This is a genomic window from Amaricoccus solimangrovi (assembly GCF_006385685.1).
Lineage (GTDB): Bacteria > Pseudomonadota > Alphaproteobacteria > Rhodobacterales > Rhodobacteraceae > Amaricoccus > Amaricoccus solimangrovi.
Window position 1 is genome coordinate 1 of record NZ_VFRP01000074.1, and the last position, 1,309, is coordinate 1,309.

The following is a 1,309-nucleotide window of genomic DNA, read 5'->3' on the forward strand; positions in this document are numbered from 1 at the left end:
TCGCGCGAGGAGGAACACAATTGGCCCATCAAGAGATCGGCGATGACCGCCTGGACTGGCGCGTCTTCGCGCCCTCGCTGGCGGTCATCGCCGCCGTCATCGCTCCGCTCATCCTGTTTCCCGAGTCCGGCCCGGCCGCGGTTCAGGCGGCCTTCGCCTTCGCCACCGGCAAGTTCGGCTGGCTCTATCTCCTGGCCGGGATCGCGACCGTCGTGTTCCTGGTCGTCCTCGCTGCGAGCCGCTACGGCAACGTGCGGCTCGGAGGACCCGATGACCTGCCGGAATTCAGCTATTTCAGCTGGATCGCGATGATCTTCTGCGGCGGGATCGGCATCGCCATCGTCAACTGGGCCTGGGTCGAGCCGATCTACTACCTGCAAGGGCCGCCGTTCGGCGTCGAGCCGATGTCGGCCAGCGCCGCGGAATGGGCGCTCACCTACGGCCAGTTCCACTGGGGCATCACCCCGTGGGCCCTCTATGCCCTGCCGGCGCTCCCGATCGCCTATTCGATGTACGTGCGGCGCCAGCCCGGCGTCCGGCTCTCGGTCGCCGCGCGCGGCGTTCTCGGCCGGCATTCGGACGGATGGGGCGGCGTGCTGCTCGACGCGATCGTCGTCTTCGGCATCGTCGGCGGCGTCGGAACCTCGCTCGGCCTCGCCGTGCCGCTGGTGTCGAAGCTCGCCAGCGGCCTGCTCGGTGTCGAGCCCTCGACGGCCCTCAATCTCGCGATCCTCGCACTCTGGACCCTGATGTTCGGTGGCAGCGTCTGGTTCGGCCTGTCGAAGGGCATCAAGATCCTCTCGGACGTGAACGTCATCCTCGCGCTCATCCTCCTCGGCTTCACCTTCGCAGTCGGGAACTCACTCTTCATGCTGAACGGCTGGGTGAACAGCCTCGGCAAGATGGCGAACAACTTCCTGACGATGAGCATGTGGACCGACCCGATCGGCCACTCGACCTTCCCGCGGGACTGGACGATCTTCTACTGGGCGTGGTGGATCGCCTACGCGCCGATGATGGGTCTCTTCGTCGCGCGCATCTCGCGGGGGCGTACCATCCGCGAGCTCATCGTCGCGGAGCTGGTCTGGGGGTCGCTCGGGTGCTGGGTCTTCTTCGCCGTCTGGGGCGGCTACGCGCTCGACCTGCAGCTCTCCGGCGCCCTCGACATCGGCGGCATCCTGAAGGCTGAGGGCATTCCGGCGACGGTTCAGGCGATCCTCGGCACACTGCCGATGCCCTGGCTCGTCATCCCGCTGTTCATCCTGCTCTGCTTCGTCTTTCTCGCCACGACGCTCGACAGCGCGGCCTA

The 1,309-nt window shown here is 66.9% G+C and carries 1 protein-coding gene; it reads left to right on the forward strand.

The genetic code is table 11. The features are described 5' to 3' along the window. Window positions 1-20: 20 nt before the first annotated feature. Window positions 21-1,309, forward strand: a 1,289-nt coding sequence (locus FJM51_RS23095) for a BCCT family transporter (protein WP_210240409.1), incomplete at its 3' end; no start/stop codon positions are given.